Source organism: Burkholderia sp. Tr-20355, assembly GCF_017104685.1.
Taxonomy (GTDB): Bacteria; Pseudomonadota; Gammaproteobacteria; order Burkholderiales; family Burkholderiaceae; genus Burkholderia; species Burkholderia seminalis.
Map to the genome: position 1 here is coordinate 17,367 of NZ_JAAGPK010000005.1, position 23,244 is coordinate 40,610.

Genomic DNA, 23,244 nt, shown 5'->3' on the forward strand with positions numbered 1-23,244 from the left:
GACTGGGAAAGGGCGGGCGGAAGATGCCGGACTGCAAGCGCATCGTCAGCAAGCGGTGCAGGTCGAGTGCAGTGGCGCGAACGGCATCCAGTATACCGCTGCAACGGGCGGCGCTTGACGCGGCGACGCGTCAGGCGGATGGACAAACGGCGCGATGCCCGCCGGCACCGCGCCGTTCGTTTGTCATCGGCTGTCGACCACGTCGCGCAGGAACGTATCGAGCGTCGCCACGTCGCCCCACGGCCGCTTGTATGCGCGATCGTGTTCCGCATCAGCGAGCATCGACTCGACGAGCGCGTGGATCGCGGGGCGGCGCGGCCCGTACTCGCTTTCGTTCGCGCGCATCTTCAGTGCGAGCAATGCATCGAGCTCCGCGCGCACCGCCGGCTCGTGCACGGTGCCTTCGACGAGATCCGCGAAGCGCATCGGCGGCATGCCGAGCCCCATGTCGATCCAGCGCACCGCGAGCAGCGGCCGCAGTACGTACAGGTACTTCTTGTAACGCACCGTGTCGCCTTGCAGATAGCCGCGAAAGTTCTTCTTCGCCATCGCAAGGTAGTGGTGGCGTCCGCGCACCGGAGAGAAGAACGCCGCCGCCAGCGACCGCAGTCGCGGCGCCCAGCGCGCGTCTTCGCGATACACGACCGGCGAGTCGAGCCATTCGAGCAGCGTGGGATTCGAGCGGCGCAGCAGTTGCAATGCCTTGCGCAGCTCCCAGCCGCTCACGTCGAGTTCGTCGTCGAGCGGCCGTTCGATCACGTCGCGTCGCGCTTCGACGCTCAGGTACCAGTCGCGCCGGTGCACATACACGAAGCGAACGTCGTAGTCGCTGTCCGGCGACGCGAACCCCCAGCCGCGGCTGCCCGATTCGCACGCGAACAGGACGCTCACATCGTGGCGACGCTCGACTTCCGCGAGTTCCGCCATCACGCGCGCCCGCACGGCCGGGGCAACCGGGTGCGCGCTGCGCACGGGCGTCAGGTTTTTTTCCGTTTTCATGATTGTCGTTTCCGTTTCGTTGCGCGCGGCCGCCGGCCATCGGCCGCGCACCGCGCTATCCTTTCACGCACACCACCTGGCGCAGCGTGTGCACCACTTCGACGAGGCTGCGCTGGGCCGCCATCACCGCGTCGATGTCCTTGTAGGCCATCGGGATTTCGTCGACGACGCCCGCGTCCTTCCGGCATTCGACGCCCTGGGTGGCCTTGACCTGGTCGTCGGCCGTGAAGCGGCGCTTCGCTTCGGTGCGGCTCATCGTCCGGCCCGCGCCGTGGCTACACGAGCAGAAGCTTTCCGGGTTGCCGAGCCCGCGCACGATGAAGCTTTTCGCGCCCATCGAGCCCGGGATGATCCCCAGTTGCCCCTTCTGCGCGGACACCGCCCCCTTGCGCGTCACGAGCACGTCTTCGCCGAAGTGGCGTTCGCGCTGCACGTAGTTGTGGTGACAGTTCACCGCGTGTTCGTCGAGCGCGAACGGCTTCGCGATCACGCCGCGTGCTGCCGCGATCACCGCGTCCATCATCGCCTGCCGGTTGCGCCGCGCGTAGTCCTGCGCCCAGCCGACGGCCTCGACGTAATCGTCGAAGTGCCGGCTGCCTTCGGTGAAGTACGCGAGGTTGCGGTCCGGCAGGTTCGCGATGTGCTGGCGCATGTCGGCCTGCGCGAGTTCGATGAACAGGCTGCCGATCGCATTGCCGACGCCGCGCGAGCCGCTGTGCAGCATGAACCACACGTGGTCCGCTTCGTCGACGCACACTTCGATGAAGTGATTGCCGGTGCCGAGCGTGCCGAGATGCGCGTAGTGGTTCGTCTTTTCCAGCTTCGGATACTTGTCGACGATCCGCTGGAAGCCCGGCTGCAGCGACTTCCACGAGTCGGTCACGGCGGCCGGCGTGCGATCGCCCCACGCGCCGGGATCGCGGCGCCCGGGCGCGCGGCCGTGCGGTACCGCGCGTTCGATCGCGCCGCGCAGCCCCGCGAGCGAATCCGGCAGATCCGACGCCGTCAGCGTCGTGCGCGCGGCCATCATCCCGCAGCCGATGTCGACGCCGACCGCGGCCGGGATGATCGCGCCCTTCGTCGGAATCACGCTGCCGATCGTCGACCCCTTGCCGAGGTGGACGTCCGGCATCACCGCGATGTGGCGGAAGACGAACGGCATCTGCGCGGTGTTGCGCAACTGCGCGCGCGCTTCGTCCTCGACGGCGACGCCTTGCGTCCACATCTTCACCGGCTTGCCGTTGGCCAGTTCCATCACCTGATAGTCCATGTTGCTCATTTGCTTCACCTGATTCATTCGATTGTCCGGCGCGACACACGCGTGCCGCGCCGTGTCCTGCATTACGTGCCCTTGATGCTGACGAGTCCGTTCAGCACCTGGTCGAGACCGCCGAACACCGAGATGCGGTCGATCCGTTCCGCGACGCGCTCGAGCGTTTCCAGCTCCTTGAGCCGCAGCGCGGTCGGGTTTTCCTCCATCACCTTCGCGGTGTTCAGCAGCGAACGCGTGGCCGCCGTTTCCTCGCGGCGGCGAATCACGTTCGCCTGGGCGGATTTCTCCGCTTCGACTACCTGCGCGAGGATCGTCTTCATGTCGCCCGGCAGCACGATGTCCTTCACGCCGACGCTGCGCACGTCCACGCCCGAATCGCCGAGACGGGCGCGCACCTGCGCGATCACGACCGCGTCGATCGACTGCTTGTCCTCCAGCAGCTCGTCGAGCGAGCGTGTGCCGACCGCCGAGCGCAGCGCGAACTGCAGCTCGCGATACAAGTGCTCGACCGGTTTTTGCAGCTGGCCGAACGCATGCAGCACGTCCGCGTAACACCACGTCGCCGACAGGTTCAGCCGCAGCGCAACCTTGTCGCGCGTCAGGATTTCCTGCCCGCCGACTTCGATCGCCTGCAGGCGCAGATCGACGAGTTCGACCGCGACGTCGCGGTTGAAGCGCCAGAACGCCGACGTACCCGCGTCCAGCAACCGCTCGATCTTGCCGTCGATCTTCAGCACGCCGACGTGGTACGCCGGCACCTGCGCCACCAGCACGCCCGTCAGGCCCGCCACGCCGCGCGCCCGCAGCGCCGGTTGCGCGATGCGCTTGACGAGCGCGGCCGGCAGCATGCTGTCCTGCGTGAGATCGACGCGTTCGAGACGATGCGCGGCCAGGCCGCGCCAGTACAGCCGGCGCGTGCCCGGTGCCAGGATCTCGACGAGCACGTCGTCTTCATAGCGCAGGCCCGCTTCGTCGTCGGCGAGATCCATCGCGACGAAGTATCGCGCGAGCACGTCGGGCGCGTCGTGGCGCAGATAGTCGGCCAGCGCGGTGTCGGCGAGCGGCGCGTCGAGACGCGCGGTCTGCACCGACAGACGCTTGAACGGATCGAAGGCCTTGAACACGCCCGGTTCCAGCACCTTCACGAAATCGCCTTCGCTCATCAGCAGCGCGCGTTCGTTCTTTTTCACTACATGACGCTTCCACATATTTTTGTCCTTTTTTTCAACGACCGCCGGATCGCGCATCGTGCGGATCGCGGTGCGACGCAACCGGGCGGACGGCGCGCTGGCCGGCGCCGACGCACACGGTGACGCATCCTGCATCGCGTCGTCGTGCGCATTCGCGCGGGCCGTGCGGCTGCCCGGCCGATCGCGCGGAACCGCAACCGGTCCGACGCGCGGCGGGCCTGTCGGCCCGCACCGGCGGGTACTGCTTTCATCACGAGACTGTCCTTGCGGACAGGGTTCGAGCGGGATTCGAACCCGCCACCGGCCGGCTTTCGCCGGCTGCTCCACCTGACTGAGCTTCCGAACGACGGGCGCTCCGGGATTCGAACCCGGACGAGGCATCCTGGCGCGCGCCCCTTTGCCTTCATCTGTCCATGGCGGCATGCGCTGCCGCGACGAACGAGGTTCGGCGGCGGCGCACCAGCAGGGCGTGTGAACCCTGGCTCGCGGGCCAGCGGGACATCCGGCGTCTTCTATTTAGCGAGGAGCGTGCCAGTGGCTGCCTTGATGCTCGAATAATTTTTCAAGTGGTTGAAAACAAATGGGAATTTATTTCATTAACCGATTTTCGGTGATGCCGGGCGTGCGGATTCATCATGGAAATCCGATACAATCGGATCGCTTCTTATCCCATGAGATAAAAAATGCGCAAGACCGTCGCGATCGGTTTTCTCGGCACCGTGCTGGACCAGGGCGGCCGCGCGCCGCGCCGTTACCGCAAATGGCGGCCGACGATTTCGCTGTGCGAGCAGCCCGACCTGCCGATCGACCGGCTCGAACTGCTGCATGCGCCGGGCTACACGCGTCTCGCCCACCAGGTGCGGGACGATCTCGCGCGCCTGTCTCCGCATACCGACGTGCGGCTCGTGCCGGTCACGATCCACGATCCGTGGGATTTCGAGGAGGTCTACGCGACGCTGCACGACTACGCACGCGCGTATCCGTTCGACCTCGAGCATGAGGACTACCTGATCCACATCACGACCGGCACGCACGTCGCGCAGATCTGCTGGTTCCTGCTGGCGGAGGCGCGCTACCTGCCCGCGCGCCTCGTGCAGACGGGGCCGCCGCAGCGGACCGACGAAGGGCCGAGCGGGCCGGGCACGATATCGGTGATCGACCTCGACCTGTCGCGCTACAACCGCATCGCGCAGCGCTTCACGCGCGAGCGCGACGAAACGGTGTCGTTCCTGAAGGCCGGCATCGCAACGCGCAACGCGCGCTTCAATGCGCTGATCGAGCAACTGGAGCGCGTCGCCGTGCGGTCGCGCGCACCGATGCTGCTGGTCGGGCCGACGGGCGCCGGCAAATCGTTTCTCGCGAAGCGCGTGTACGAGCTGAAGCGCGGCCGCCATCGGCTCGCGGGGGCGTTCATCGAGATCAACTGCGCGACGCTGCGCGGCGACGCGGCGATGTCGACGCTGTTCGGTCACGTGAAGGGCGCGTTCACGGGCGCGCAGTCGGCACGGGCGGGGCTGCTGCGCGCGGCCGACGGCGGGCTGCTGTTCCTCGACGAAATCGGCGAACTCGGGCTCGACGAGCAGGCGATGCTGCTGAAGGCGATCGAGGAGAAGCGCTTCCTGCCGGTCGGCGCGGACGTCGAGGCGAGCAGCGATTTCGAGTTGATCGCGGGTACGCATCGCGACCTGCGGCAGATGGTGGCGGCCGGCACGTTTCGCGAGGATCTCTATGCGCGGATCAATCTGTGGACGTACGAATTGCCGGGGCTGGCCGAGCGCCGCGAGGACATCGAGCCGAACCTCGAATTCGAACTCGACCGTTTCGGCCGCGAGCAGGGCGAGCAGGTGCGATTCAACGTGGAGGCGAAGCGGCGCTATCTCGCGTTCGCGGCGTCGCCGCGCGCGGTGTGGGCCGGCAACTTCCGCGAACTGTCGGCCTCGGTCACGCGGATGGCGACGCTGGCCGATGCGGGGCGGATTACCGAGGCACTCGCCGAGCAGGAAGTCGAGCGGTTGACGCGCACCTGGTCGTCGCCGCGCGACGCGGGCGCGGCCGACCCGTGCGTCGACGCGGTGTTCGGTGCGCGCGCCGCGGATCTCGACCTGTTCGACCGTGCGCAGCTCGAACGCGTGCTCGACGTGTGCCGCGCGTCGGCGAGCCTGTCGGAAGCGGGGCGCACGTTGTTCGCGGTGTCGCGGCAGAGCAAGAAGCAACCGAACGATGCGGACCGGCTGCGCAAGTATCTCGCGCGGTTCGGGCTCGATTGGGAGGCGGTGCGGCAGGCGCTTGACGCGGCATGACGCGCGGCGGCGCGGCCGGCGCGATCGGTCAGGCCGCCGCGGCCGCCGCGTCGTGAAACGGTGCCAGGAATCCCCAATCCGGGTGTGCCGCCGCGATATCCGCCAGCCCGCGCGCGAACGCATGCGCCGGCAGCCATGGATACCCGAACGCCGCATGCAGCCCGTCGAGCTTCGACGACCGCGGATCGTCGATCGTGTCCATTCGCGCGATGTGGATGTGCAGCGCGGCGATCCGGGCCGCGTCGTCTCGGGTGTCGTCGCCCGCGAACTGCCAGCGGTACGTGCCATGCCCGATCCGCAGCGCGCCGGTGTCCTTCTGCCGCATCACGACGAGCCACGGCATGTTGGCGACGCCATGCGCGTCGACGTCCGGCTCCGCGCAGACGTAACAGGTCCGGCACCGCTCGAACCGCTCGCCGAATTCCTCGACCAGCGTGCGCGCGATGGCGGCCGCGCCCGTCACGCGCGGCGGAAAATCGATATCGTCGCTGGCGAGCGAAAAGCTCAGCTCGGCATCGGCTGCGAAGCAGTCGGCGATCAGTGACGGACGGTTCAGGTCTTTCGCGCGCAGATAACATTCGAGCAGCGCGCGGACCGTCGCGGGATGAAGCGGAAAGGACATGATCGAGTTTCCGGTGCCGGACAATCGGGCAGCATGCGGGTCGCCGGACCCGGCCGGGAGCGCATGTGCCTTTACCGTATAATTTCGTTTCAAAGCTAAATTCGCATGACTGCACGGAGCGTCGACGTCATGGCCAAGCAGCAAGAGGAGTCCGTTCTGACCATTACCAACCCGGCCTGCCTGATCGACGGCACGGACACGGAATTTCGTCACCTGATCAACGGGTTGCTGCCGTTCGCGGCGCGCCTGCTGTCGGTACGCGACGGTTTCGGCTCGATCGCCGGGCTGACCGGTATCCAGTACTCGTTGCTCGTGTCGGTCGCGCACCTGTCCCACGACGACGTCGTGACCGTCAACCGCCTGGCCGATCACCTGCACCTGAGCGGCGCGTTCGTGACGATCGAAACCGGCAAGCTCAAGAAGCTCGGCCTGATCGACAAGCGGGCGGACCCGGACGACAAGCGCAAGATGCGCGTCACGGTCACGCCGGCCGGCACGAAGCTGCTGAAAGCGCTGGCGCCCACCCAGCAGCGGATCAACAACGTGCTGTTCGAGGGCGTGACCAAGACCGAGTTCAAGGTGCTGTGCTCGGTGATCGACCGCCTCGTCACCAACGGCGATCGCGCAACGCTCGATCTCGCGCACATGATCGCGCGCCAGGAAAAAAGCTGACGCACGCCGGCCGCGGGCCGACGCGACGCGTCGGCCATGCTCAGTGCGCGGCCCACGCGATCGTATCGAGGTCGACCCCTTCCAGATGCATGTCCCATAGCGGGCTCAGCGCGCGCAGCTTGTCGACCGTGTCGCGCACCTGTGCGATCACGCTGTCCACTTCGGCTTCGGTCGTGAAGCGGCCGAGCGTGAAGCGGATCGAGCTGTGCGCGAGTTCGTCGCTTCGGCCGAGCGCACGCAGCACGTAAGACGGTTCCAGCGACGCCGACGTGCACGCGGAGCCTGACGATACCGCGACGCCCTTGATCCCCATGATCAGCGATTCGCCCTCGACGAAGTTGAAGCTCACGTTCAGGTTGTGCGGAATCCGGCGCGCCAGGTCGCCGTTCACGTAAACCTCGTCGAGCGTCGACAGGCCGGCCAGCAGCCGGTCGCGCAACGCGCCGACGCGGCGGCTTTCTTCCTCCATCTCTTCCTTCGCAAGCCGAAACGCTTCGCCCATCCCGACGATCTGGTGTGTCGGCAGGGTGCCCGAGCGCATCCCGCGCTCGTGGCCGCCGCCGTGCATCTGCGCTTCGATGCGCACGCGCGGCTTGCGGCGCACGTACAGCGCGCCGATTCCCTTCGGGCCGTACACCTTGTGCGCGGTCACCGTCAGCAGGTCGACGTTCAGTGCATTCACGTCCACCGGAATCTTGCCGGCCGCCTGTACGGCGTCGCAGTGGAACACGATGCCGCGGGCGCGGCACAGCGCGCCGATCTCGGCGATCGGCTGGATCACGCCCGTTTCGTTGTTCGCGAGCATCACCGACACCAGGATCGTGTCGGCGCGCAGCGCCCGCCGCAGCGCATCGAGATCGAGCAGACCGTTTTCCTCCACGTCGAGGTAGGTGACGTCGAAGCCCTGGCGTTCGAGTTCGCGGCACGTATCGAGCACGGCCTTGTGTTCGGTCTTCACCGTGACGAGGTGCTTGCCCGTGCCTTGATAGAAGTGCGCGGCGCCCTTGATCGCGAGGTTGTTGCCTTCGGTGGCACCCGATGTCCACACGATTTCGCGCGGGTCCGCGCCGAGCAGCGCGGCGACGTGCGCGCGCGCTTCCTCGACCGCTTGCTCGGCGTCCCAGCCATGGCTGTGGCTGCGCGAAGCGGGGTTGCCGAACTGCTCGTGCAGGAACGGCACCATTTTGTCGACCACGCGCGGATCGACGGGCGTCGTCGCGCTGTAGTCCATGTAGATCGGGCGGGATGGCATCGAATGGGCTCCGGGAAGCGGGATCTCTCGCGGGTCGCGAAAGCCGCGGGATACGGTTGCCGCAGTGTACGTGGACATTCGCGGGCGTCGCGCAACATCCATCACGCCAGTAGGGTTGTCTTTCAAACAAAGCTTTCAAGATCAGGGTTTACGACAGCTTGAACCGGCTTTTGTGTTTGCATTCAATAAAAGCTAAATCACAAAGCTAAATTGAAGTGATTCGTTGGCCGGATTCCGCCGCGGAATCCGGCGATGCAACCCCAGGAGAACGAGATGAGCGAGAACCATGCCGGAACCGGCGCGGGCGCCGACGAGCAGCGACGCTTTCGCACCGCGTTGTCGATGTTCGCGACGGGCGTCGCGGTGATTACCGCCCCGCGCAAAGAGGGGATGCCGGTCGGCATCACGGTCGCGTCATTCAATTCGGTGTCGCTGGATCCGCCGCTGATCCTGTTCTCGGTCGACCGCCGCAGCCTGAGCCTCGGCGACCTGGCCGGCGCGGACGGCTACGCGGTCAACGTGCTCGACGAGACGCAGCAGCACCTGTCGAACTGTTTCGCGAAGGCGAACGGCGACAAGTGGGGCTGGCGCGCCGGCGCGGCGCCCGCCGACGGCGCGGTGCTGCTGCCCGACGCACTCGCGACGTTCGAATGCGAGCCCTATGCGCAATACGACGGCGGCGACCACGTGATCTTCGTCGGCCGCGTGACGCGGCACCGTGCGCGCTCGGAAGGGCGCCCGCTGATCTTCTTTGGCGGTCGCTACCGCGCGCTCGACGGCGCGCATGCGCCGTCCGTGTGAACGCAACCCACGATTCATTCCACCCAGGAGGACATCATGATCAAGAACGGGACTCAGCACATCGCGTCGCTGCGCGACGGGCGGCAGGTCTACCTGAACGGCCAGCCGGCCGGCGACGTGACCGCGCATGCGGCATTCCGCAATTCGATTCGCAGCTACGCGAGCCTGTACGACTACCAGGCGCGCGACGAGAACGTCGAGAAGATGACGTTCTCGTCGCCCGGCACGGGCAACCGCGTGAGCCGGATCTGGCAGCTGCCGACGTCCTATGACGAACTCGTCGAGCGCCGTGCCGCGCTGGAAGCGTGGTCGGAGCTGCATTACGGCTTCATGGGCCGCTCGCCCGACCACGTCGCGTCGTGTCTCGCCGGCATGTATATGGGCGCCGACGTGTTCGAACAATACGACCCGGCGCGCGCCGGCGCACTGCGCGACTACTACCGTTATGCACGCGACAACGACCTGTTCCTGACCTACGTGATCGTGAATCCGCAGGCGAACCAGTCGAAAGCCGCACACGAGCAGGAGGACAAGTACCTCGCGGTCGGCATCGTCGATCAGGATGCCGAAGGCATCACGGTGCGCGGCGCGAAGATGCTCGCGACGAGCGGGATCATGGCGAACGAGGTGTTCTGCAGCTGCATCCAGCCGCTGCGCGAAGGCGACGAGATGTACGCGCTGTCGTTCGCGGTGCCGATGAACGCGAAGGGCATGAAGATCCTGTCGCGCAAGTCGTACGAGGAGCACGCGACGTCGGTGTTCGACAACCCGCTGTCCAGCCGCTTCGACGAGAACGACGCGGTGCTGTACTTCGACGACGTGAAGGTGCCGTGGGAACGGATCTTCGTCGCCGGCAACACGGTGATGTGCGCGAAGCAGTTTCATGCGACGCCCGCGCACGTGTACCAGAACTATCAGTGCCAGGTGCGCCTGATGACGAAGCTGCGCTTTCTCGTCGGGCTCGGCCTGAAGATTTCCGAGATCAACGGCACGAACACGTTCCCGCAAGTGCGCGAGACGCTGGGCCAGCTCGCGGCCGAAGCGTCGATGGTCGAGGCGTGGGTCTACGGGATGGAAGCGAAGGGCACGGTCGTCAACGGCTTCTACGTGCCCGACCGCAACATGCTGTACGGCTCGCAGGTCGTCACGCAGCAGCTGTATTCGAAGGTGCTCAACACGCTGCGCGAGCTCGCGGGCGGCGGAATGATCATGCTGCCGTCCAGCGTGCGCGATTTCGAGAACCCCGACCTGCTGCGCATCATCGAGAAGACGCAGAAGTCTCCGGTGTGTTCGTCCGAGGAGCGCGTGAAGTTCTTCAAGCTCGCATGGGACGCGGTCGGCTCCGAATTCGCGTCGCGCCACAACCAGTACGAGCTGTTCTACGCCGGCGCGTCGTTCGTCACGAAGGGCCACGCATACCGCACGTACGACTGGCAGCGCGCGTCGCATCTCGTCGATTCGATGCTCGGCAGCTATTCGCTGAACCAGGAACGGTCGACGCCGCACGCCGCTTGACGCGTCGTGCCCGACTTCACCCGCTATCGCATTCAGGAGAGACAGATGGCCATCAACAAGCTTCACGACGAATTCCATACGCTGGACATGCAGCGCGAGTGGCGGCTGCCGGAAGGGTATGACCCGGCATCCGGCGCACAGGAGCTGATTCTGTCCGGCGCGCTCGATACCGAGCGCAAGCGCGGCAGCCGCACGCGCCTGCTGCGCCTGCCGGCGGGGCTGCATACGAAGAAGCCGTTCGTGCACGACTACTGGGAAGAGGTGTTCCTGGTCGAGGGCGACCTGACCGTCGGCAACGACGAGCACGGCAACGGCGGCACGCCGTTCAAGGGCTACACGTATGCGGTGCGGCCGCCCCGCGCATGGCACGGCCCGTTCAAGTCGAACGGCGGCTGCGTGCTGCTCGAGATCCACTACTACGACCCGGCCTGAGCGCGGCCGGTCGACGACACACGGCGAGCGGCGCCGCGCGACGCGTGCGCGCCCCGCCACAAGGAGCATTCGATGAAAACCATTACGTTCGCGATCGACGGTCGCGACGGCCGCACCGAGCGCGCGATAGCGATCGACACGCTCGTGATCGCGGGCTGGACCGGCCGTGACACGGCGGCCATGGAGCGGCACATCCGCGAGCTGGAGGCGCTCGGCGTCAGGCGCCCGGCGGCGACGCCGGTTTTCTACCGCGTTGCGGCCGACCGCCTCGACCCGTCGCCCGCGATCCAGGTATCGGGCGGGCAGAGCAGCGGCGAAGCGGAATTCGTGCTGGTGCGCGCCGGCGGCGAGACCTTCGTCGGCATCGCATCCGACCACACCGACCGCGAAGTCGAGACATACGGGATCACCGTGTCGAAGCAGATGTGCGGCAAGCCGTGCGCGAGCACGCTGTGGAAGTTCGACGACGTGGCCGGTCACTGGGATCAGCTCGTGCTGCGCGCGTACGCGACGATCGACGGCGAGCGCGTGCTGTATCAGGAAGGCCAGGTGACGGCGATGCGCGCGCCGGACGATCTGCTCGCGCAGTTCGCGCGCCACGGCGGCCGTTTCGAGAACGGCACCGCGATGCTGTGCGGAACGCTGGCCGCGATCGGCGGCATCCGGCCGGCCGAGCGGTTCGAGATCGAGCTGGAGGATCCGGTGCTGGGCCGCACGATCCGGCATGCGTATGCGGTGGACACGCTACCGGTCGCGGGCTGACGCCACCGGCGCACGCGCGCTCATGCGCGGCAGATCGCGATGATCTCCGCGCTGATCGTTTCGTCGAAAGGCGCGCGTTGCCAGTCGCCGCACCACTCGGCCGATGCGAAACCGGCTGCCGACACGCGCGCCTGCAGGGCGGGCTGCGCGATGAAACGCAGTCGGCTCGTGTTCGTCAGCACCGTGTCGTCGCGGCGGAAGCGGTAGTGCGTGTCGAACGTCACGATCGCGTCGTCGACCGCACGCACCGCGTGATGGAGATCGACGCGGCCGAAGTCGCGCGATTCGACGCTGTATGCCGAACGCGCGGGCGTCCACGCGCGCCACGGTGCGACGTGCGGGTTGCGGGTGTCGAACAGGAAGCGGCCGCCGTCGGCGAGCACGCGTCGCACGCCGCGCAGCGTCGCGTCGATTTCATCATCGGACAGCAGGCACTGGAACGCATGCCCGGTCATCACGACCGCATCGAACGGTGCGGCGGGCGGCAGGCTGCCGAGTTCGCATGCGTGCCAGCGCACGGTGTCGGCGCGCGGCTGGCGTCGTGCGTAATCGATCATTGCCGGCGCCGGATCGATCGCGACGACCTCGTGCCCGGCCGCCGCGAGCCGGCGTGCGAACGTGCCGGTGCCGCAACCGAGATCGAGGATGCGCTGCGGCGCGGGGCCGATCACGGCTGCATAGAACGCGAAGTCGCGATCGCCCGCGTTGAACAGGTCGTAGACCGCGACGAGGCGCGGGTCGGTGTAGAGGCGGTCCGCGTCGGCAGGCGTCATGCGGCCGTGCGTATCAGCGCTGCTGCACGGCCACGCGCAGCCCGAGCGCGATGAAGATCGACCCGATGATCTTCCCCTGCCAGCGCGTGAGCCACGTCAGCCGCTTCACGACGCGGCCGAGCGGGCGGATCGAGCACGCGATCAGCGTCGTATAGAGCGAGCTGAGCACGACGAAGATCAGCCCGAGCACCGCGAACTGCACGAACGTCGAGCCGCGCTCCGGGTGCACGAACTGCGGCATGAACGCGAGGAAGAACAGCGCGGTCTTCGGATTCAGCACTTCGGCGGGAATGGCCTGCAGGTACGCGACGAGCGGCGTGACGGGCGCCACCTGCGGCAGCGACGGATCCGACGGTTTTTCCAGCAGCGCACGCGCGCCGAGATAGAGCAGGTACGCGGCGCCGACCAGCTTCACGACGTTGAATGCGAGCGCCGACGTCATCAGCAGCGCGGACAACCCGACGGCCGCGAACAGCGTATGCACGAAGTCGCCGCTCGCGACGCCGAGGCCGGTCAGGATGCCGGTCTTGCGCCCGCCCTGCACGGTGCGGCTCAGCACGAGCAGCACGGCCGGGCCGGGGATCAGGAACAGGCCCAGGACGACGGCGGTGAAAGTGGTCAGCGTGGTCAGATCGAACATGGCGGCTCCGGCAGGTTGACGCGGCGGCGGGGGATCGGGGCATTGTATTCGGTTCGGCGGGCGGCCGCTGACGCGTGCTTGAACGGCCCGGCCGTGCCGGCGCCTTTCTGGTATAAGCACGAAACGACGTGCGGCACGGCGTCCGGCTTCTTCCACCGCCTATCGTTTCATGCGCGAGCTTCCACCGACCACCCATCCCGCCGCGGACGCCGACGTCTATCACGTGCCGCGTCCGCTCGTCGTGTTCGGCGGTTCGGTCGTCGAGCCGGAATGGCGGCTGGAGCGCCACAGCCATCGCCAGGCGCAGCTGCTCTACACGCTGAGCGGCGTCGTCTATTGCGAGATCGACGGCGGCGTGTGGAGCGCGCCCCCGCAATGCACGGTGTGGATTCCCGGCGATGTTCCGCACGCGGCGCGCGGCTCGGCCGGCGCGACCTTCTACGCGGTGCTGGTCGAACCCGACGCCGCGCTCGACCTGCCCGCGCGCTGCTGCACGCTGTCCGTGTCGCCGCTGCTGCGCGAACTGCTGCTGAAGGCCGCGAGCTTTCCGAACCTGTACGACGTCGACGGGCCGCAGGGGCGGCTGATGGCGACGCTGCTCGACGAACTCGTCGCGGCGCCGGTCGAGGACCTGTACCTGCCGATGCCGACCGACCGCCGGCTGCGCAAGCTGATCGACCATCTGCTCGACGATCCGGCCGACAAGTCGCCGCTGGCCGAACTCGCACGGCGCGCGGGCATCAGCGAGCGCAGCCTCACACGGCTCGCGACGAAGGAGCTCGGGATGAGCCTCGGCGACTGGCGCCGGCGGCTGCACGTCGCGCTGTCGCTGCGGATGCTGACGACCGGCCGCCGCGTGCACCAGATCGCGATCGACCTCGGCTACGAGAGCGCGAGCAGTTTCGTGACGATGTTCCGCAAGGCGACCGGCAAGTCGCCGACGCAATTCCTGACCGACCGGCAACGCTGAACGCGCCGGCCGCGCCCGCGGATGCGCAGGTTTGGCCAGATTGAAAAAGCAGTTGGCCGGGATGAGAAATGACGCGTTTGGCCTCGATCCATAAAATGAGAATCGTTCTCATCTGGAGGTCGACATGCAAATCACCACGACTGAATTCCCGTTCGTCTGGCTGCGTTACCGCGGTTCGACGCACTTCGAACCGGCCCGGTTGATCGCCGAGCTCGACGCGTTGCTGGCGCGCGGCGAACGCTTCGTTCTTCTGACCGACGACGCGCCGTCCGGCGACGATCGCGGCGATACCGACCACGAGATGCGCAAGCAGCTCGCGAAGTGGAGCAAGGCCAACCGTGCGCAGTCGCGCGAATGGATCCCGGCGATGATCGCGATCGAGCCCGATGCGGCCCGGCGTGCCGCGCTCGATGCATTCTCGGGCACGTTCGAGAAGGTCTGGGGCTATCCGCTGAACGCGGCGGCGAGCCGCGAAGACGCGCTGGCGCTCGCGCAACGGCTGCTCGCCGAACCCGCGCGCCGCATCGCCGCGGCGAACGCCTGACCCGGCCGCCGCGCGGCGCGCGGCTTTCGTCGACATCGACAACCGTGTACGGCGCGCGCACGCGCGCCGCGGCCTGTCGCAACCACGCAGGGGTGACCGGTGGACAATCCGATCCGCGCGATGCGCATCTTCACGCGCATCGTCGAAATGAACAGCTTTACACGCGCGGCGCAGGCGCTCGGCATTTCGCGCGCCACCGCGACGCGGACCGTGCAGGAGCTCGAGGCGGCGCTCGGCACGCCGCTGCTGGTGCGCACGACGCGCGCGCTGCGGACGACGTCCGAAGGCGACGCGTATTACCGGCGCTGCGTGAGCATCACGGCGGACGTCGACGAGCTCGAAGCCAGCATGCGCGGCGCCGCGCGGCATCCGGGCGGGCCGCTGCGCGTCGAGGTGCCGGCGTCGGTGGCCGGTGCGATCGTGCTGCCGGCGCTCGACGCGTTTCACGCCCGGCATCCCGATCTCGTGCTGATGCTGGGCGTGGCCGGGCGCGCGGGCGATCGCGACGCCGACACGGTCGACTGCGGCATCCGGCTGGGCGCGCTGCCCGATTCGTCGCTCGTCGCGCGCCGGCTCGGCACGCTCGAACGCGTGACGTGCGCGAGCCCGGCGTATCTCGACCGCTTCGGCGTTCCGCGCACGCTCGACGCGCTCACGGCGCACCGCGCGGTCAGCGGTGCGCGGGTACCCGGCCAGCGCTCGGCCGAACTCGATTTCGTCGCGGACGACGGCGTGCGCAAGGTCCGGCTCGACAGCATCGTCAGCGTGGACGACGAGCAGGCGTACCTGGCCTGCGGCGTGCACGGCCTCGGGCTGATCCAGCCGACGCGCATCGCCGCGCAGCCGCTGATCGACGCGGGCCGGCTGCGGGAAGTGCTGCCGTGCTGGCAACCCGAGCCGGCCGCCGTGTCGGCGGTCTACGTGAAGCGCCCGCATGTGTCGCCCGGCGTGCGCGCGTTCGTCGACTGGATCGCCGAGCGTTTCGTGCAGGCCGCGCACGAGCATGAAGGGCTGGCGGCGGCGGGGGCGGCAGGGTGGCGGGCGCGAGAGGCAGCTGTGACGCGTGAGCCTGTTGCGAGCAGCGTGCGCGCGGCGCCGGCAACGACCGGCATCGATCTTGAACACGCCGCGCTGGTCGCCGCGAGCTGAGTGGCCGGCGGATCGGCTTCCGGCGCGTTATCCGCCTCTCGACCGCCCCAGCGCTTCCGCCAGAAAATCCACGAACGCGCGAATCCGCGCGGACGTCTGGTGACGCTGCGCATACACTGCGTAGACATCGGCGCTCGGCATTTCGTGATCGGGCAGCACGACGGCGAGACGCCCGTCCGCGAGGTAGTCGCGCAGGTCCCGTTCCGCGTGCATCAGAATTCCGTGTCCGTCGAGCGCCCACTTCACCGCGATCTTGCCGTCGTTCGTCGTCCGGTTGCCGTTGATCCGAACGGCTTCCGTGTGGCGTGTCGAGCCGTGTCCGTTCGTCAGGCGCCGTACTCTTCGTCGCCTTGCCGGATGCCGATGCAGGTGTGCCGCGTGAGGTCGTGCCGCGCGAGATGCGCACAGAAGCCGGCGGTTCGATGCGAGCCGTCGCGCGACGACGCGCGTGTCGGGCGGCTCGCCGAAGCGGATGCATACGTCGAATGAGTCGTCAGTGAGCGGCACCACTCGTAAGCGCGAGGTGCGCCGAAACGGCGGACGGGTGCGCATCGCGTACCCGTCCGGCTTCATGCGTCGTGACGCGCGACCGGCTTCAGCTGTGCGTGAGCGTCAACGCATGGAACTTCACGACGGTGCCGGGCGTCGTCAGCGGCGTACCGGACACGGCCGTCTGGTCGTAGTCGCCGGCCTTGAAGTAGAAGCTTTCGCCGTCGAAGCTCGAATCCATCGTGAAGGTCCTGGTCGTGCCGTTCGCGGTGACGGTGATCGTCGTGCCGCTCAGGCTCAGCGCATAACTGAACTTCTTGCCGACGCCGACCGTCGTGATCGGCGTGGTCGTCGACTTGCCGCCCTGGTTGGTGCTTTCGAGCAGCAACTGGACGACCCCGCCGGACGTGAACTGCAGCTCGCACAGCGGCTTGCTCGGGCCGGTGCCCTGGAAGATCTGGCCGATCGTCGTGTGATCGGGCACCTGCATGACGGTCACCGTCGCGTTCAGCCGGTTGGTGCCGGAGGTCGGCCAGATCGCGTTCTCGCGCAGCTCGGTGCGCGGATGCAGCGAGCCGGACGTCGTCCAGCCCTGCGTCGGGTCCATCATCACCATCGAGCCGTCGCTGCCGTCCGTATAGAAATACGTCGGGTTCACGTAGCCGCCCGCGAGCGACGAACCGCTCACGGTATCGACCTTGCCGGGCGCGCCGGTCGGCAACTGCAGCGTGAACGGTGCGAGGTTGAAGTTCGAGCCGGGCGGATTCGACGGACTGAGCGCCATGACGGTGGCCTGCTGGCGCGCGGCGGCGGCCGGGCTGGCCGGGTCGTCACCGCCGCAGGCGGAAAGGAACGCAACGGACAGCACGGCGGCGACGCACGGGATGATCCGGTTCTTCATGATGTCTCTCTCTCTGATGGTCCGTGGCAGGGTGCCACGTCATGGATAACGTTTTCTTTTTTTAGGCTTGAGATCGCCGGGAAGGCGGTCGACAGCCTGTAGAAAGCACGCCAAAACACAGAAAGCAGGTGCGGTTCGAAAGCGACTGCCGAAGCCAGACTGTAAAGCGGGGACTACTGATATTCACGAGGCTTGCGATCGGCTTTCCGGATGACGCTTGTCGGCCGATCGGAGACGATGCTAGCAAGAAGCCCTGGAAGAGTAAACGTTTTCCTATACGGATATGGCAACGCCACGTGACGTCGAGCCGCGGCGAGCATCATTCGGGTTTCGGTACCGCGGCGTGCGTGCTGGCGTGGGCGTTACGACGCCACGGTAGCGACGTGCCGCGCGATGCGCGCCGCACATGCATCGGGCGTCGTACCGGCCGTGTCCAGCACCATCTGGCTGAACGGCCGCGACGCATAGCCTTCGCGATACATCTCGGCGATCCGGCTGCGCTCCCAGTCCGTCAGCGCGCGCGTGCCGCGATTCGACGCCGCGATCGCTTCGGGCGGTGCGAGCGTGACGACGAACAACCGTGCATCACGCGCGTCGCAGGCGGTGCGCAGCCGCGCGTGTTCCGCTTCGCCGATCGGATAGGCGATGACCAGATGGCGTTCGCGCGCGGCCGCGATCTGCGCGACGAGACGTTCGAGCGCGAGTGCCCACTGCACGTCCAACGGCGCGTCGTCGGGCGCATCGTGATCGTCGCCGTCGATGAAGCGCGCATCGGGCAGCACGCGTGCGAGCGCGAGGCCGATCGTCGTCTTGCCGCTGTTGATCGGGCCGTTCAGGTGGATGACGGTAAGGGCGGTCATGGGTCGAGGCAGGAAGCGGATGACTCGCAGCTTGCCATGACGGGCGCGGCGGCGCGGTGCCGTAAGGGCGTCGCGTGGTGCAATGCGAAGGGGGGGAAAGCGGCCAGGCCGGGAGGGGGAGCGGCAGGCTGCGTGCGCGACGAGGCGTCGCACATGCAGCCTGCCCGACCGTGCCGCATGCAGCGATGCGGCACGGCGTCGAGCGAGACGGCTTACTTGTCGTCGCCCTTGATCTGCGGCAGTGCCGACGCTTCGCCCGGCGTCAGCAGGCCGACTTGCGCATACACGCGCAGCTTGTCGCGCGTATCGGTGATGTCGAGGTTGCGCATCGTCAGCTGGCCGATCCGGTCGCGCGGCGAGAACGTCGATGCAACCTTCTCCATCGACAGGCGTTCCGGCTGGTACGTGAGGTTCGGCGACTTCGTGCTCAGGATCGAGTAGTCGTTGCCGCGGCGCAGTTCGATCTTCACTTCGCCGGTGATCGCGCGTGCGACCCAGCGTTGCGCGGTTTCGCGCAGCATGATCGCCTGCGGGTCGAACCAGCGGCCCTGGTACAGCAGGCGGCCGAGGCGGCGGCCGTTCTCGCGGTACTGCTCGATCGTGTCTTCGTTGTGGATGCCGGTAACGAGGCGCTCGTACGCGATGTACAGCAGCGCGAGGCCCGGGGCTTCGTAGATGCCGCGGCTCTTCGCCTCGATGATCCGGTTCTCGATCTGGTCGCTCATGCCGAGGCCGTGGCGGCCGCCGATGCGGTTCGCTTCCAGCAGCAGCTCGACCTGATCCTTGAACTCGACGCCGTTCAGCGCGACCGGCTGGCCGGCTTCGAAGCGCACCGTCACTTCTTCCGCGGCGATCTTCACGTCGTCGCGCCAGAACGCGACGCCCATGATCGGGTTCACGATCTTGATGCCGCTTTCGAGGCTTTCCAGATCCTTCGCTTCGTGCGTCGCGCCGAGCAGGTTCGAGTCGGTCGAATACGCCTTCTCGGCCGACATCTTGTACGCGAAACCCGCCTGGTTCATGAACTCGGACATTTCGGCACGGCCGCCGAGCTCGTCGATGAAGGTCTGGTCGAGCCACGGCTTGTAGATCTTCAGATCCGGGTTCACGAGCAGGCCGTAGCGGTAGAAGCGCTCGATGTCGTTGCCCTTGTACGTGCTGCCGTCGCCCCAGATGTTGACGCCGTCTTCCTTCATCGCGGCGACGAGCATCGTGCCCGTCACGGCGCGGCCGATCGGCGTCGTGTTGAAGTACGTGACGCCGGCCGTCGTGATGTGGAACGCGCCGCTTTGCAGCGCCGCGATGCCTTCGGCGACGAGCTGCGCACGGCAGTCGATCAGGCGGGCGCCGGCTGCGCCGTATTCGATCGCGCGTTTCGGGATCGCGTCGTAATCGTCTTCGTCGGGCTGGCCGAGGTTCGCCGTGTATGCGTACGGGACGGCGCCCTTCAGTTTCATCCAGTGCAGCGCAGCGCTGGTGTCCAGGCCGCCGGAGAAGGCGATACCGACCTTCTGGCCGGTCGGGAGGCTTTCGAGAATCGTGCTCATAGGAATTACCGTGGATTGAAGCCGGTGGGATCGTATTTCGCGGAATATGCGAGTATCGGCTGTCCGGGAAGTTGGGGCAAGGGCTGATTTTCGTGCGGAATCGTCGTCCGGCCTGTCGGGCGGGCCGGACGGGCGGTTAACCACACGGAGAACGCGAGACCGGAAGGCGCGAAATCGCGGCTGAAACCGCCGGTGCCGGGTCCGGTCGCGGGGCCGATTTGCGGGGCCGGATCGACCGAAACATGCGGCAGCCGTATGGAAATGCCGGTCGATTATTCCGAAAGGATTATGAAAGACTGCCGCCCGACACCCGGCATCCGCCGGGAACCTCAGATATTCCACGACTGCGCGGTGTCCAGCAGCTTCTCGCGCAACTGGTCGACTTCGCCGGCCAGCTTGGCCGTGATCGACACATAGCCGGACAGCTGCGGCGGCGGCACGTCGTGCGGCGGGTCGGCCGGCCGGCGGCGCGGCGCAAGCCGGCTCGGCGTGCCGAATTTGAGCGCGCGGCTGGCGCCGACCAGCGTGTCGCGGATGCGCCGGTTCACGGCCTTCATCTCGGCGCGCATGTATTCGCGGGCTGCCACGTCGTCGCGGGCCGGCACCGCGCTCGACAGGATCTCCAGGTAGCCGATGCACAGGCGCAGGCTGCGCTGGATCGCCTCGAGCTGCGCCATCGACGTCTCGCATTCCTTCGACACCGACGGCATCAGCGAACGCAGCTGCACGAGCAGCGCGCTCAGCGCGGCCATTTCCTTCAGGTGCGCGTCGTCGCTGACCGGGCGGTCGCCCGCGAGCCGGGCATGCACGGCCGCGCACGCGCGCAGCGCGTCGGCGAGCTTGTAGCGCCACGAATAGGTGGCGTAGAGCGGCAGCGCGAACGAGAACGCCAGCGCGATCGCGATGCCGGTCAGCACGTTCACCGCGCGCCACAGGCCGTCGACGATCTCGTTGTCGCCGTGCCCGGCGACGATCACCATCGTGATCGCCGACAGCAGCGCGATGTAGCCGGCCTTGCCGATCGCGTGATACGCGCAGATGCCGCATGCGACGGCCATCAGCAGGTAGATCGCGACGGGCGCATGCAAGACGGAATACAGCACGATCAGCCCGAGCCCCGCGAGCGCGCCGATCGACGTGCCGAGCGCGCGCTCGGCCGCTTTCTTGCGGATGTTGCCGTGATGCTGCAGCCCGCCGACGACGATCAGCACGGTGATCGTCGACCACTCGCCGTGCGGCACGTTCAGGCCGGTGGACAGCGCGATCGACACGAGAATCGCGAGCGCGACGCGCGCCGCATGGATCAGCTTCGCGTGCCGGTAGCGGCGATACGGGTCGAGCAGCGGGCGGAGCGCATTGCGCAGCAGGGGCGGCAGTCGGGTAGGGAGCGGGGTGGTCATGACGAAACGGAGGTGGCCGGAACGCGCACGGCGGCGTGCGCGGGCAGGCGCGACGCCGCTGGCGCAGCAGACGTCACGCTAACCGAACGCGCGCGGGCTGTCCACGGCGCGGCCGGGCGGCACGCGACGTCACGCGTCGGCCGGAGTCGGCAGCGCTTCCAGCACGCGGTTGCGGCCGCCGGACTTCGCGCGGTACAGCGCTTCGTCGGCGCGACGCAGCAGCGTCGCGGCGTTCATCCGGCCGTCGGCGGTGGTCGCGGTGCCGATGCTGGCCGTGACGCGCCCGTACGGGCTCTTCACGTGCTCGATGCCGAGCTCCGCGATCGCGTACCGGATGGCTTCGGCGACGGTGGCCGCGCCTTGCGCGTCGGTGTCGGGCAGCGTGACGACGAATTCCTCGCCGCCGTAGCGCGCGACATGGTCGCTGTTGCGGCGCAGGCAGCCCGACGCGGATTGCGCGACGCGGCGCAGCACGTCGTCGCCGGCCGGGTGGCCGTAGTAGTCGTTGAATGCCTTGAAGTGATCGACGTCGACGAACAGCACGGACAGCGGCCGGCCGTTGCGTGCCGCGCGCTGCGCTTCTTTCGCGAGCACCGTGTCGAACGTGCCGCGGTTGTCGAGGCCCGTCAGCGAATCGGTGTGCGCGAGCCGGTACAGCTTCGATTCGGCGACCTGCCGGCGCTTCAGTTCGCGCGACAGCGCGAGCGATCCCCACGCGATGAATCCGGTGAACAGGCACATCAGCACGACGGTCCAGACCGCGCGGTAGTGCCACGACGCGTAGATGTCGAGCTCGGCCGGCGCGACGTCGACGATCAGCGGCAGGCCGGCGAGATGCTTGTAGACGTAGATGCGCCGGACGCCGTCGATCGCGCCGATGCCGGTCAGCTCGCCGATGCGGCTGCGCTGCGACTCGATGAACAGCGGCGAGTCGTGCAGGTCGAGGCCGACCACGCGGGTGTCGTACGGCAGGCGCGATACGAGCGTGCCGTTGTCCTCGACGATCGCCGCGCTGCCGTGCCGGCCGACCGCGAGGCCGTCGAGCAGCGCGCGGAAGTAGTCGATGCTGAGCGTGCCGACGACGATGCCGCCGAAACTGCCGTCGGGCAGGGTGATCCGGCGGCTGAGCGCGATCGTCAGTGCGCCGCCGCGCAGCCGGGAAGCGTACGGGCGGCTGATGTAGAGGCCGCGGGCGAGGCCGTCGCGATGCACGGCGAAATAGTCGCGGTCGGCGAAATTGCCTTGCCGGGCAGGCGACGCACTCGAATCGATCATGATATTGCCGTGCGGATCCATCACGAAAATCGAGCCGAGATACTCGCCGGTTGCCGCGCGGTCGAACAGCAGCCGGTGGCGCTGGCGCGGCGGCAATGTCATCAGCTCGGGATCGGTGACGCCGTCGACGACGTTTTGCAGCGACAAATCGTAGAGTTCGATATTGCGCGCGATATCGCGCTCGATCAGCAGCATCAGGTTGCGCGCATTTTCGACCGCATGGTCATACGCGTCGCGCCTTGCCTCGATTAATAGCGACGTGGAAAGTCCCCAACTGAACATCAGCAGCAAGATGCCCGCAACGAGCACGCCGCGGGGCGACAGAACGCGTGCCACGATCGACGCGGTGTGGCGGCGCAGCGTGGCGGGCAGCGGGAGTGACTTCATCCTCGGGCGTGGCGGGCGGCGGATATTCGCGTGACTGGCGGTTCCGCGCGCGGATTATTTCGAATTAATCCGCATTATCTCGCGAAATCATGATTTTCGCGTGCGCATGCAAAACATGCATGCGGAAACGGCAATTCGAAACCGTTACGCGCCATTACCGCATCGCGCGCGGGCAGGTTGATTTGAATCAATTATCAGACCAGGTCATTTTGTCTGATTAATGGAGTGAAGAAGTGTCGATTTTGCGCGTCGGTGCGGTATTTGGCGGATCGCGACAGGATTGGCTGCTTTCGGGCCGGAATGAAAAACAGGATAACCACGAGTAACGCGTGGGTTTTGGGGACGGCATGCGGTTGCGACCGCGCCGACGCAGCCAACGCCCCGACGGCGCGACATCTCCCCGCGCTGGCAAGCGTGCCGGGCCGACCGGTCCCGTTGACGAATCAGGTAGAATCCGCGCTTCGCCGCAGGCGCCCGCCGCGCAACGCGTA

22 protein-coding genes are annotated in these 23,244 nt (G+C 67.3%); 9 read left to right on the plus strand and 13 right to left on the minus strand.

The genetic code is table 11. The features are described 5' to 3' along the window. Window positions 1-183 precede the first annotated feature (183 nt). The 3 genes from G3N62_RS02000 to G3N62_RS02010 all read right to left on the minus strand — a co-directional run bounded on the left by G3N62_RS02000 (window position 184) and on the right by G3N62_RS02010 (window position 3,480). Window positions 184-999, minus strand: coding sequence for a nucleotidyltransferase domain-containing protein (locus G3N62_RS02000; RefSeq protein WP_034185595.1), 816 nt, complete (start codon window positions 997-999; stop codon window positions 184-186). A gap of 55 nt (window positions 1,000-1,054) precedes the next feature. Further along, window positions 1,055-2,278: an RtcB family protein gene (locus G3N62_RS02005; protein WP_069704604.1), complete on the minus strand. Its 1,224-nt coding sequence runs from the start codon at window positions 2,276-2,278 to the stop codon at window positions 1,055-1,057. A gap of 62 nt (window positions 2,279-2,340) precedes the next feature. Next, window positions 2,341-3,480: a slipin family protein gene (locus G3N62_RS02010; protein ID WP_034185957.1), complete on the minus strand. Its 1,140-nt coding sequence runs from the start codon at window positions 3,478-3,480 to the stop codon at window positions 2,341-2,343. A 665-nt stretch (window positions 3,481-4,145) separates the two neighbouring features. Here G3N62_RS02010 and rtcR point away from each other — a divergent pair. Next, window positions 4,146-5,762, plus strand: a complete 1,617-nt coding sequence (gene rtcR, locus G3N62_RS02015) for an RNA repair transcriptional activator RtcR (protein ID WP_069704556.1) — start codon at window positions 4,146-4,148, stop codon at window positions 5,760-5,762. Between the two features lie 28 nt (window positions 5,763-5,790). On the opposite strand, the gene G3N62_RS02020 is transcribed toward rtcR, so the two are convergent. Next, window positions 5,791-6,384, minus strand: a complete 594-nt coding sequence (locus G3N62_RS02020; RefSeq protein ID WP_059558579.1) for a nuclear transport factor 2 family protein — start codon at window positions 6,382-6,384, stop codon at window positions 5,791-5,793. A 129-nt stretch (window positions 6,385-6,513) separates the two neighbouring features. On the opposite strand from G3N62_RS02020, the gene G3N62_RS02025 reads away from it, so the two are divergent. Continuing rightward, window positions 6,514-7,056, plus strand: coding sequence for a MarR family winged helix-turn-helix transcriptional regulator (locus tag G3N62_RS02025; protein ID WP_034185598.1), 543 nt, complete (start codon window positions 6,514-6,516; stop codon window positions 7,054-7,056). Between the two features lie 40 nt (window positions 7,057-7,096). Here G3N62_RS02025 and G3N62_RS02030 read toward each other — a convergent pair whose 3' ends face one another. After that, the gene (locus tag G3N62_RS02030) at window positions 7,097-8,308 is read right to left on the minus strand and encodes an IscS subfamily cysteine desulfurase (RefSeq protein WP_124668774.1); all 1,212 of its coding nucleotides are present in this window, start codon (window positions 8,306-8,308) and stop codon (window positions 7,097-7,099) included. A gap of 273 nt (window positions 8,309-8,581) precedes the next feature. Between G3N62_RS02030 and G3N62_RS02035 the strand changes: the two genes are divergently transcribed. From G3N62_RS02035 to G3N62_RS02050, 4 genes are all read left to right on the plus strand, one after another. Beyond that, entirely contained in the window at window positions 8,582-9,109 is a 528-nt protein-coding gene (locus tag G3N62_RS02035; RefSeq protein ID WP_226193648.1) for a flavin reductase family protein, read from the plus strand. 36 nt (window positions 9,110-9,145) lie between these two features. Beyond that, window positions 9,146-10,624, plus strand: coding sequence for a 4-hydroxyphenylacetate 3-hydroxylase N-terminal domain-containing protein (locus G3N62_RS02040; RefSeq protein ID WP_124668776.1), 1,479 nt, complete (start codon window positions 9,146-9,148; stop codon window positions 10,622-10,624). Window positions 10,625-10,669: 45 nt separating this feature from the next. Beyond that, on the plus strand, window positions 10,670-11,056 hold the full coding sequence (locus G3N62_RS02045; protein WP_124668777.1) for a cupin: 387 nt from the start codon (window positions 10,670-10,672) through the stop codon (window positions 11,054-11,056). A gap of 72 nt (window positions 11,057-11,128) precedes the next feature. Then, a complete protein-coding gene (locus tag G3N62_RS02050) occupies window positions 11,129-11,818 on the plus strand; it encodes a DUF2848 domain-containing protein (protein WP_049035523.1) in 690 nt (229 codons plus the stop codon). Between the two features lie 20 nt (window positions 11,819-11,838). Here G3N62_RS02050 and G3N62_RS02055 read toward each other — a convergent pair whose 3' ends face one another. Together G3N62_RS02055 and G3N62_RS02060 are read right to left on the minus strand one after the other, a co-directional pair. After that, on the minus strand, window positions 11,839-12,591 hold the full coding sequence (locus G3N62_RS02055) for a class I SAM-dependent methyltransferase (protein WP_124668778.1): 753 nt from the start codon (window positions 12,589-12,591) through the stop codon (window positions 11,839-11,841). Window positions 12,592-12,604: 13 nt separating this feature from the next. Continuing rightward, a complete protein-coding gene (locus G3N62_RS02060; RefSeq protein WP_034185605.1) occupies window positions 12,605-13,231 on the minus strand; it encodes a LysE family translocator in 627 nt (208 codons plus the stop codon). A gap of 169 nt (window positions 13,232-13,400) precedes the next feature. Between G3N62_RS02060 and G3N62_RS02065 the strand changes: the two genes are divergently transcribed. The 3 genes from G3N62_RS02065 to G3N62_RS02075 all read left to right on the plus strand — a co-directional run bounded on the left by G3N62_RS02065 (window position 13,401) and on the right by G3N62_RS02075 (window position 15,894). Next, a complete protein-coding gene (locus G3N62_RS02065; RefSeq protein WP_034185606.1) occupies window positions 13,401-14,201 on the plus strand; it encodes a helix-turn-helix transcriptional regulator in 801 nt (266 codons plus the stop codon). A gap of 124 nt (window positions 14,202-14,325) precedes the next feature. Further along, the gene (locus G3N62_RS02070) at window positions 14,326-14,745 is read left to right on the plus strand and encodes an ATP--cob(I)alamin adenosyltransferase (protein ID WP_034185607.1); all 420 of its coding nucleotides are present in this window, start codon (window positions 14,326-14,328) and stop codon (window positions 14,743-14,745) included. 99 nt (window positions 14,746-14,844) lie between these two features. Then, window positions 14,845-15,894 carry a LysR family transcriptional regulator gene (locus G3N62_RS02075; RefSeq protein ID WP_124668779.1) on the plus strand — a complete coding sequence of 350 codons (1,050 nt, stop codon included), beginning with the start codon at window positions 14,845-14,847 and terminating at the stop codon, window positions 15,892-15,894. A gap of 27 nt (window positions 15,895-15,921) precedes the next feature. On the opposite strand, the gene G3N62_RS02080 is transcribed toward G3N62_RS02075, so the two are convergent. The 6 genes from G3N62_RS02080 to G3N62_RS02105 all read right to left on the minus strand — a co-directional run bounded on the left by G3N62_RS02080 (window position 15,922) and on the right by G3N62_RS02105 (window position 22,753). Next, complete coding sequence (locus G3N62_RS02080; protein ID WP_206141131.1) at window positions 15,922-16,404, minus strand: LysR substrate-binding domain-containing protein; 483 nt, start codon at window positions 16,402-16,404, stop codon at window positions 15,922-15,924. Between the two features lie 85 nt (window positions 16,405-16,489). Continuing rightward, window positions 16,490-17,284 (minus strand): polysaccharide lyase family 7 protein, encoded by a 795-nt coding sequence (locus G3N62_RS02085; protein WP_124668781.1) that lies wholly within the window; start codon window positions 17,282-17,284, stop codon window positions 16,490-16,492. A gap of 362 nt (window positions 17,285-17,646) precedes the next feature. Beyond that, on the minus strand, window positions 17,647-18,144 hold the full coding sequence (locus G3N62_RS02090; RefSeq protein ID WP_124668782.1) for a shikimate kinase: 498 nt from the start codon (window positions 18,142-18,144) through the stop codon (window positions 17,647-17,649). 212 nt (window positions 18,145-18,356) lie between these two features. Then, entirely contained in the window at window positions 18,357-19,691 is a 1,335-nt protein-coding gene (gene argG, locus G3N62_RS02095) for an argininosuccinate synthase (RefSeq protein ID WP_034185610.1), read from the minus strand. Window positions 19,692-20,020: 329 nt separating this feature from the next. Beyond that, window positions 20,021-21,091 (minus strand): FUSC family protein, encoded by a 1,071-nt coding sequence (locus G3N62_RS02100; protein WP_124609035.1) that lies wholly within the window; start codon window positions 21,089-21,091, stop codon window positions 20,021-20,023. A 129-nt stretch (window positions 21,092-21,220) separates the two neighbouring features. Continuing rightward, window positions 21,221-22,753 carry a sensor domain-containing diguanylate cyclase gene (locus G3N62_RS02105; protein WP_059558532.1) on the minus strand — a complete coding sequence of 511 codons (1,533 nt, stop codon included), beginning with the start codon at window positions 22,751-22,753 and terminating at the stop codon, window positions 21,221-21,223. Between the last annotated feature and the right edge of the window lie 491 nt (window positions 22,754-23,244).

Bases quoted from the DNA above. Each gene is read 5' to 3' on its own strand.
- G3N62_RS02100 (WP_124609035.1), bottom strand. From the start codon at position 21,091: ATGACCACCCCGCTCCCTACCCGACTGCCGCCCCTGCTGCGCAATGCG.
- G3N62_RS02010 (WP_034185957.1), bottom strand. From the start codon at position 3,480: ATGTGGAAGCGTCATGTAGTGAAAAAGAACGAACGCGCGCTGCTGATG.
- G3N62_RS02090 (WP_124668782.1), bottom strand. From the start codon at position 18,144: ATGACCGCCCTTACCGTCATCCACCTGAACGGCCCGATCAACAGCGGC.
- G3N62_RS02035 (WP_226193648.1), top strand. From the start codon at position 8,582: ATGAGCGAGAACCATGCCGGAACCGGCGCGGGCGCCGACGAGCAGCGA.
- G3N62_RS02050 (WP_049035523.1), top strand. From the start codon at position 11,129: ATGAAAACCATTACGTTCGCGATCGACGGTCGCGACGGCCGCACCGAG.
- G3N62_RS02055 (WP_124668778.1), bottom strand. From the start codon at position 12,591: ATGACGCCTGCCGACGCGGACCGCCTCTACACCGACCCGCGCCTCGTC.
- G3N62_RS02065 (WP_034185606.1), top strand. From the start codon at position 13,401: ATGCGCGAGCTTCCACCGACCACCCATCCCGCCGCGGACGCCGACGTC.
- G3N62_RS02060 (WP_034185605.1), bottom strand. From the start codon at position 13,231: ATGTTCGATCTGACCACGCTGACCACTTTCACCGCCGTCGTCCTGGGC.
- G3N62_RS02085 (WP_124668781.1), bottom strand. From the start codon at position 17,284: ATGAAGAACCGGATCATCCCGTGCGTCGCCGCCGTGCTGTCCGTTGCG.
- G3N62_RS02045 (WP_124668777.1), top strand. From the start codon at position 10,670: ATGGCCATCAACAAGCTTCACGACGAATTCCATACGCTGGACATGCAG.
- G3N62_RS02000 (WP_034185595.1), bottom strand. From the start codon at position 999: ATGAAAACGGAAAAAAACCTGACGCCCGTGCGCAGCGCGCACCCGGTT.
- argG (WP_034185610.1), bottom strand. From the start codon at position 19,691: ATGAGCACGATTCTCGAAAGCCTCCCGACCGGCCAGAAGGTCGGTATC.
- G3N62_RS02040 (WP_124668776.1), top strand. From the start codon at position 9,146: ATGATCAAGAACGGGACTCAGCACATCGCGTCGCTGCGCGACGGGCGG.
- G3N62_RS02020 (WP_059558579.1), bottom strand. From the start codon at position 6,384: ATGTCCTTTCCGCTTCATCCCGCGACGGTCCGCGCGCTGCTCGAATGT.
- G3N62_RS02105 (WP_059558532.1), bottom strand. From the start codon at position 22,753: ATGAAGTCACTCCCGCTGCCCGCCACGCTGCGCCGCCACACCGCGTCG.
- G3N62_RS02070 (WP_034185607.1), top strand. From the start codon at position 14,326: ATGCAAATCACCACGACTGAATTCCCGTTCGTCTGGCTGCGTTACCGC.
- rtcR (WP_069704556.1), top strand. From the start codon at position 4,146: ATGCGCAAGACCGTCGCGATCGGTTTTCTCGGCACCGTGCTGGACCAG.
- G3N62_RS02030 (WP_124668774.1), bottom strand. From the start codon at position 8,308: ATGCCATCCCGCCCGATCTACATGGACTACAGCGCGACGACGCCCGTC.
- G3N62_RS02025 (WP_034185598.1), top strand. From the start codon at position 6,514: ATGGCCAAGCAGCAAGAGGAGTCCGTTCTGACCATTACCAACCCGGCC.
- G3N62_RS02005 (WP_069704604.1), bottom strand. From the start codon at position 2,278: ATGAGCAACATGGACTATCAGGTGATGGAACTGGCCAACGGCAAGCCG.